2 protein-coding genes and 1 pseudogene are annotated in these 6,409 nt (G+C 64.6%); 2 read left to right on the forward strand and 1 reads right to left on the reverse strand.

The features are described 5' to 3' along the window. Positions 1 to 43: 43 nt before the first annotated feature. Positions 44 to 1,837, reverse strand: coding sequence for an acyl-CoA dehydrogenase C-terminal domain-containing protein (locus tag MUU54_RS20925; RefSeq protein ID WP_247245902.1), 1,794 nt, complete (start codon positions 1,835 to 1,837; stop codon positions 44 to 46). 373 nt (positions 1,838 to 2,210) lie between these two features. Here MUU54_RS20925 and MUU54_RS20930 point away from each other — a divergent pair, with 373 nt between their 5' ends. After that, positions 2,211 to 6,035 (forward strand): peptidoglycan-binding protein, encoded by a 3,825-nt coding sequence (locus MUU54_RS20930; RefSeq protein WP_247245903.1) that lies wholly within the window; start codon positions 2,211 to 2,213, stop codon positions 6,033 to 6,035. A gap of 243 nt (positions 6,036 to 6,278) precedes the next feature. Further along, positions 6,279 to 6,409: pseudogene (locus MUU54_RS20935) on the forward strand (sulfite exporter TauE/SafE family protein); the annotation flags it as partial.

A 6,409-nucleotide genomic window follows, 5' to 3' on the forward strand; every position in this document is an offset into this window, starting at 1 on the left:
AGGGTCGAAACCCTCCCCGTCCCTCCGCGGCGGAGGGGGAGGATCAGAATGCCTCGGCGGCCAGTTCCATCATGGTGTCGGCGCCGGTTTCGATGCGGGCCTTGCGCAGCGCCGTTTCCGGCATGATGCGCTCCATGTAGAATTTCGCGGTCACGAGCTTGTTCTTCAGATACTCCTCGCGCGGGTCGCCTGCAGCAAGTCCGGACTGGGCGGCTTTTGCCATCTTCGCCCACATGTAGCCGAGTGTCACCAGTCCGAAGAGGTGCATGTAATCAGTCGAGCCGGCGCCGGCGTTATCGGGCTTGGCCATGGCGTTCTGCATGAACCACATGGTGGAGGCCTGCAGGTCGTTCAAGCCCTTCTTGAGCGCCTTGGTGAACGGCGCCATCGCCTCGTCGGCGCGGTATTCCACACAGAAATCGCCGATCTCCTTAAACATCGCCATGACGGCGCGGCCGCCGTTCAGCGCCAGCTTGCGGCCGACGAGATCGAGTGCCTGGATGCCGTTGGCGCCCTCATAGATCATCGCGATGCGGGCATCGCGGACATACTGGCTCATGCCCCATTCTTCGATATAGCCATGGCCGCCATAGACCTGCTGAGCCATGACCGCATGATCAAAGCCCTTATCGGTCAGCACGCCCTTGAGGATCGGCGTCGCGAGACCGAGCAGGTCATCGGCGTTCTGGCGCTCGGCGGCGTCTTCCGACCGGTGCGCAATATCGGACTTCAGCGCCGTCCACAGCATGAAGGCGCGGCCGGCTTCGTTGAAGGCCCGGATGGTCATCAGCGTGCGGCGGATGTCGGGGTGGACGATGATCGGGTCGGCCTTCTTCTCCGGCGCCTTGGGGCCGGAGAGCGAGCGGCCCTGGATGCGTTCACGGGCGTAGGCGACGGCGTTCTGATAGGCGGTCTCTGCGATCGACAGTCCCTGCAGGCCAACGCCGAGGCGAGCCTCGTTCATCATGACGAACATGGCGGCGAGACCCTTGTTCTCGGCGCCGATCAGGTAGCCGGTCGCTTCGTCATAGTTCATCACGCAGGTGGAATTGCCGTGGATGCCCATCTTGTGCTCGATGGCGCCGCAGGTCACGGAATTACGCTCGCCGGCGGAGCCGTCCTCGTTGACCATGAACTTCGGCACGATGAAGAGCGAGATGCCCTTGGTGCCTTCCGGCGCGCCTTCGATGCGGGCAAGCACCAGGTGGATGATGTTGTCGGTCATGCCGTGCTCGCCGGCGGAGATGAAGATCTTCTGACCCGACAGCTTGTAGGTGCCGTCGCCGTTCGGAACGGCCTTGGTGCGCAGCAGACCAAGATCGGTGCCGCAATGGGGCTCGGTCAGGTTCATGGTGCCGGACCAAGTGCCTTCAACCATCTTCGGCAGGTAAGTCTGCTTCTGCTCGTCCGAGCCGTGGACGAGGATCGCGGCGATCGCGCCCTGGGTGAGGCCCGGATACATCATCAGCGACATGTTGGCGGACGACATGTATTCGCCGACGGCGGCGTGCAGCGTGTAAGGCAGGCCCTGGCCACCGAATTCTTCCGGAACCGCAAGACCGATCCATCCGCCCTGGCAATACTGGTCATAGGCTTCCTTGAAGCCCTTCGGCACGGTCACCGTGCCGTCATCGTGCCGTGTGCAGCCTTCCTGGTCACCGGAGAGATTGAGCGGGAAGAGCGCCTCCTCGGCCACCTTGGCGGCTTCTCCGAGAATGGCCTCCACCGTGTCTGGAGAGGCATCGGCGAAGCCCGGCAGGTTGCCGTATCGCTCCAGGCCGAGCACGTCGTTCAGTAGGAAAAGGGTATCGGTTACCGGAGCCTTGTAGACAGGCATGGTCGAGCTTCCTCCATAAACCTCGCACGGACATGAGGGTCCGCCATCACGTCCCCCACAAATAATTGACGTTTGCGTAAACGTCAAACGCTTGATCCGGACTTTCTTGCCGCGGCTCCGGCGTGTCGGACGACGACTCCGGTATCGCCGTAGATCTCGGCCAACCTAAGTGATTGGTTAGAAAAGTCTGCCCTGATTAACGGCTTATTTACCACGTCCGACGAAATACTCGCCGTTGGAAGGATGCTTTGACTGCGGTCGTCAGATTCGCTTTCGACGCGCTTCTCCCGCCCGGTCTTTCCACCGCGGCACCGCAATCGCCAAGGGCACAAGGCCCATCGCCACGCCTCAAACGTTGGAACGAGCAGCCATCATGAACGCTTCACGATCGACATCTCCCCGCACCAGCGAAAGATCGTCTCTGGACGCGCTCAACCGCACAATCGAAGGGCTCGAAGCCCGGATCGAGGGGCTGATGAAGAACTCGCGCGAGCCGAGGCGGCAGGCAGGACCGGAGCAGCACGAGGCTACCCCGAGCGGGGCGCCTGCCGCGCGACCGCCTCTGAAGGCGGCCGACCCGCTGGAGGAAATCCGTGAGCGCCAGCGGGCGTTGGCAAAGGCGCGCGAAACCGAGCTTCATCCGGCAGATCCGATACCTGCGATGCCGCGGCCGCGTCTGGACCGGCGTCCGGAAACACGCGCTCAGGAAGCTCAGCGCCCTGCGTCGGCCTTCGCCGCTCAAACCGCATCACCGGACGAGACGTCCCTCAGGGACATTGCAGAAGCGCTGGTCAGCCTGCGGCAGGAACTGAAACACGACATCGCCGACGGCGTAGCCCGTGAGATGAAGGCGCTGCGCGCCGAACTCAACAGCATCCGAACCGTGGCCCAGGGCCAGCAAATCAGCAATGACCTGCGCCAGGACCTGGCGCAGCTTGCCGACGGCATCCACGCCCTTGGCCATCACGGCGGCCCAGAGGCCGAAGCCTTACGCGCCGAATACGAAGAACTGCGGGCGGTGATCGACGGGCTGGCGCGGGAAGACAGCCTGCGGCACCTCGATGCACGCTGGCAGGGGATCGAGGACCGCATCATCGAGCTCGACACCAACAGCCTGCGCGAGGAACTGGTCGGCCTCGCCTACCGGATCGACGGCATCAAGGGCCAGCTCGGCTCGATGAGCAACAGCCCGGCCATCCATGCGCTGGAGCAGAAGCTGGTGGCCGTCGCTACCGCGATGGAGCAGCTCGGCTCGCGCATGCAGCCGACGGACGAGTTGAACGAGCAGTTCGCCGTCCTGGACGAACGGCTGGACGAAATCAGCCGGGCGATCGCTGCCAACGGCCGCGCGGCCGCAGTCCCTGCAGCCGATCATGCGGCCCTGCAGCGGCTGGAAAGCCGCATCGGCGGCATGGCCGAACAGATCGACATGATGGCGCGCACCAGCCATGAGCCGACGGAAGGGCTGTCGCGCCGGATCGAAGCGTTGTCCGGGCGCGTCGAGCAACTTTCCAACGAGGAGGTGGCGCTGCGGCTGGAAGAGCGGCTGGAGCAGCTGTCGCGCATGCTGTCGCAGCCGAGCCGAGGCAATGAGCAGGCGGGGCTGATGGAATATCTCGCCGACATTTCCGACAAGATCGATCGTCTGGGTGACGGGCAGGTCAACGAAGCGCTCGCCGAGCGGCTGGACTATCTGGCTCGCCGGATCGACGAGATGGACTACCAGCAGAGCCTGCAATTACCGGCGCACGAGCAGGCGGCCATCGGTCGGATCGAAGAGCGTCTGAGCGACATTGCGGCGCGCCTCGACGAGACCGTACAAGGCCCGATCGGCGACAGTGCTGCGCTGAAGAGCCTGGAAGCCCAGATCGCCAACCTCTCGCAGTTGATGAGCGAGACCCCGGCAGGCGTGGGCTATTCTTCGCCCGAAATCGAGAACCGGGTGAGCGCGCTGGAGAGCTATGTTTCAACGAACGACGAATACATAGTCGAGGCAGCGCGGCAGGCGGCGGAAGCCGTCGTTGAGAGCTTTGCGCGGCGCGAGCGGGCCGGTGCACCGGCCATGGATACGGAAGCGCTGGCTGCGCTTGCCGAAGACCTGCGCAACCTGGAAGAACTGACGCGTAACAAGGACGAGCGCTCGCAACACACGCTCAATGCGCTCCACACGACGCTGGTGCAGATCGCAGACCGGCTGGACACGATGGAAGACCGGTTTGCGCCGCCAATGACGCAGAAGCCGGCTATGCCGAAGCGAGACAGTGAGGCTGCGCGGGCCGCTCACGCCGAACAAGGCGCCGCAAGTGCCCGTGCCGCATCTGCGGCGGCCGCAGAAAACCTTCATGCCGAGCTGATCGGCTCGCTTTCCGGCAGCACAACGCATGCGGGAACCGGACCAGCAGGCGCTCCCGTCTTCGACGAGACGGCAGACTATCCCGACGCTCAGGCGGAGGAGCCGGTCGAAGATTCCTTCGTATCACCCGAACCGCCAGCGGCCTCTGCGGAGGCCCGTGACACCCCGAAATCCGGCATCTTCAGCCAGATCTCCAAGCGCCTGCGCTCCAATTCCAAACCTGAAGCTTCCACGCCCGGCCGAATAGTCGTGGAGCCGACGCCATCGCTCGACCCGACCGTGATGCTGCCGCCGGAGCGCGAAAACGAGCCGCTGGAGCCCGGTTCAGGCACGCCAGACGTGCGCAAGATCCTGGAGCGCGTGCGCGCCAGCCAGGCTGCGGCGACGGGCGGTGGCAGCCAGCCGGTCGGTGATCGCGCAGACTACATCGCTGCCGCGCGCCGAGCCGCGAAGGCCGCCGCCATGGAGACCGATCCCACCTTGGACGCACAGGGAAAAAGCCGCCGAAGCCAGGGAATCGGCGATGCGTTTTCAAGCCACCGCCGGCCGATCATGATGGCCGTGGGCGCTGTGCTGCTGGTGCTGATGACGATGCCACTCGTCAAGTCGCTGACGGCGCCGGACCCGATGACGCAGACGGCAGCCGTCGACGAGGCTCCAGCGGAGGAAGCACCCGCCACGCCGGCCGAAGCTCAGGCATCCGTGGACGCCGATACGCAGAGCGCCCCCGCCGCGCCGGCTCGCATCGAACCCGCAGCCAATGATGTCGACACGACTCCGCCGGAGGCCGCCCCTCAACCGCAGGTCCAACGCAGTCCGCTGATCGCGCCGCGCCCCGGCGAGGGCTTGGCCTCCACGCTGGAGCAGCCCAAAGCGCCGGCAGAAGCCGCCGAAGCGGAGGCAGCCGCTGCTGCTGGCGCTCCCGAGGTTGCCGCGGCAACCCCGCCGGAGGCGCCGAAGATAGTCGTTCCGGCCTCGATCGGACCGGAATCGCTTTCCAAGGCTGCGGAGGCGGGAGACCCGGTGGCGCTGTTCGAGATCGGGGCGCGTTATACGGAAGGCCGTGAGGTGGCCGTCGACATGGCGGAAGCTGCGAACTGGTACAAGCTTGCGGCCGATCGGGGATCGGTGCCCGCACAGTACCGTCTCGGCAACCTGTTCGAGAAGGGCAATGGCGTCGCGCGTGATCTGGACAAGGCGCTCGCCTACTACAGCCAGGCAGCCGATGCCGGCAATGCCAGTGCGATGCACAACCTCGCGGTCTTGAATGCTTCCGGCGCCAAGGGCGAGCCGGACTACGCAGCGGCTGTCGACTGGTTCAAGAAGGCAGCCGAGCTTGGCGTTTCGGACAGCCAGTTCAACCTTGCGATCCTCTATGCCCGCGGCAACGGCACGGCACAGAACCTTGTGGACTCCTACAAATGGTTCGCCATCGCCGCGAAGGGTGGTGATCAGGACGCGGCGCAGAAGCGCGACGAGGTGGCCAAGGCCATGCGCAAGGAACAGCTGGAGACAGCCCGCAGCGCCGCCGAAAGCTGGTCGGCCAAGCCGCTCGATCCGGCCGCCAACAGCGTGCAACTGCCAGACGAATGGGCGGGCGAGACGCCGGTGAAGACCTCGTCGATCGACATGGAGAAAGCGATCCGTAACATCCAGGCGATCCTCAACAAGAACGGCTTTGATGCAGGCGCCCCGGATGGCAAGATGGGCCAGCGCACAATCGGCGCCATCAGGGCCTTCCAGAGCTCCATCGGGCAGGAGCCGACCGGCAAGATCAATGACGCTCTGGTGAAAGAACTGCTGGCCCGCAGCAGCAATCAGGATGCGACGGCGAAAGCCGACTAACCCGACTGTTTGCAGAGACGCGGCATATCCGCCACGCCTGCAAACATTCGTTCTTCGAACATCGGAAGACGCCCGAATAGGCGGGCCCGCAGTTTGACTTGGCAGGCCTTCGGGCGGCATGGAGGAACCATCTTCATGCCTTGTTCACCCGGCATGTGAGACACTTCCTTGCACCGCAGCAGGCGGCGGCCAAACGGCCCGCCTGTCGCAACGCGTCGCTCATTCGCCTGTCGGGGTCTTGCCGTGACTGTCTACCTGCCGATCGCAGAGCTTTCGGTGAATATCTTCATCATTCTGGGCATGGGTGCGGCCGTCGGATTCCTGTCCGGCATGTTCGGCGTCGGCGGCGGCTTTCTGATCACGCCGCTCCTGAT

This window comes from Pseudorhizobium tarimense (assembly GCF_022968135.1).
Taxonomy (GTDB): domain Bacteria; phylum Pseudomonadota; class Alphaproteobacteria; order Rhizobiales; family Rhizobiaceae; genus Neorhizobium; species Neorhizobium tarimense.

Coding starts and splice junctions, on each gene's coding strand:
- MUU54_RS20925 (WP_247245902.1), bottom strand. CDS start 1,837: ATGCCTGTCTACAAGGCTCCGGTAACCGATACCCTTTTCCTACTGAAC.
- MUU54_RS20930 (WP_247245903.1), top strand. CDS start 2,211: ATGAACGCTTCACGATCGACATCTCCCCGCACCAGCGAAAGATCGTCT.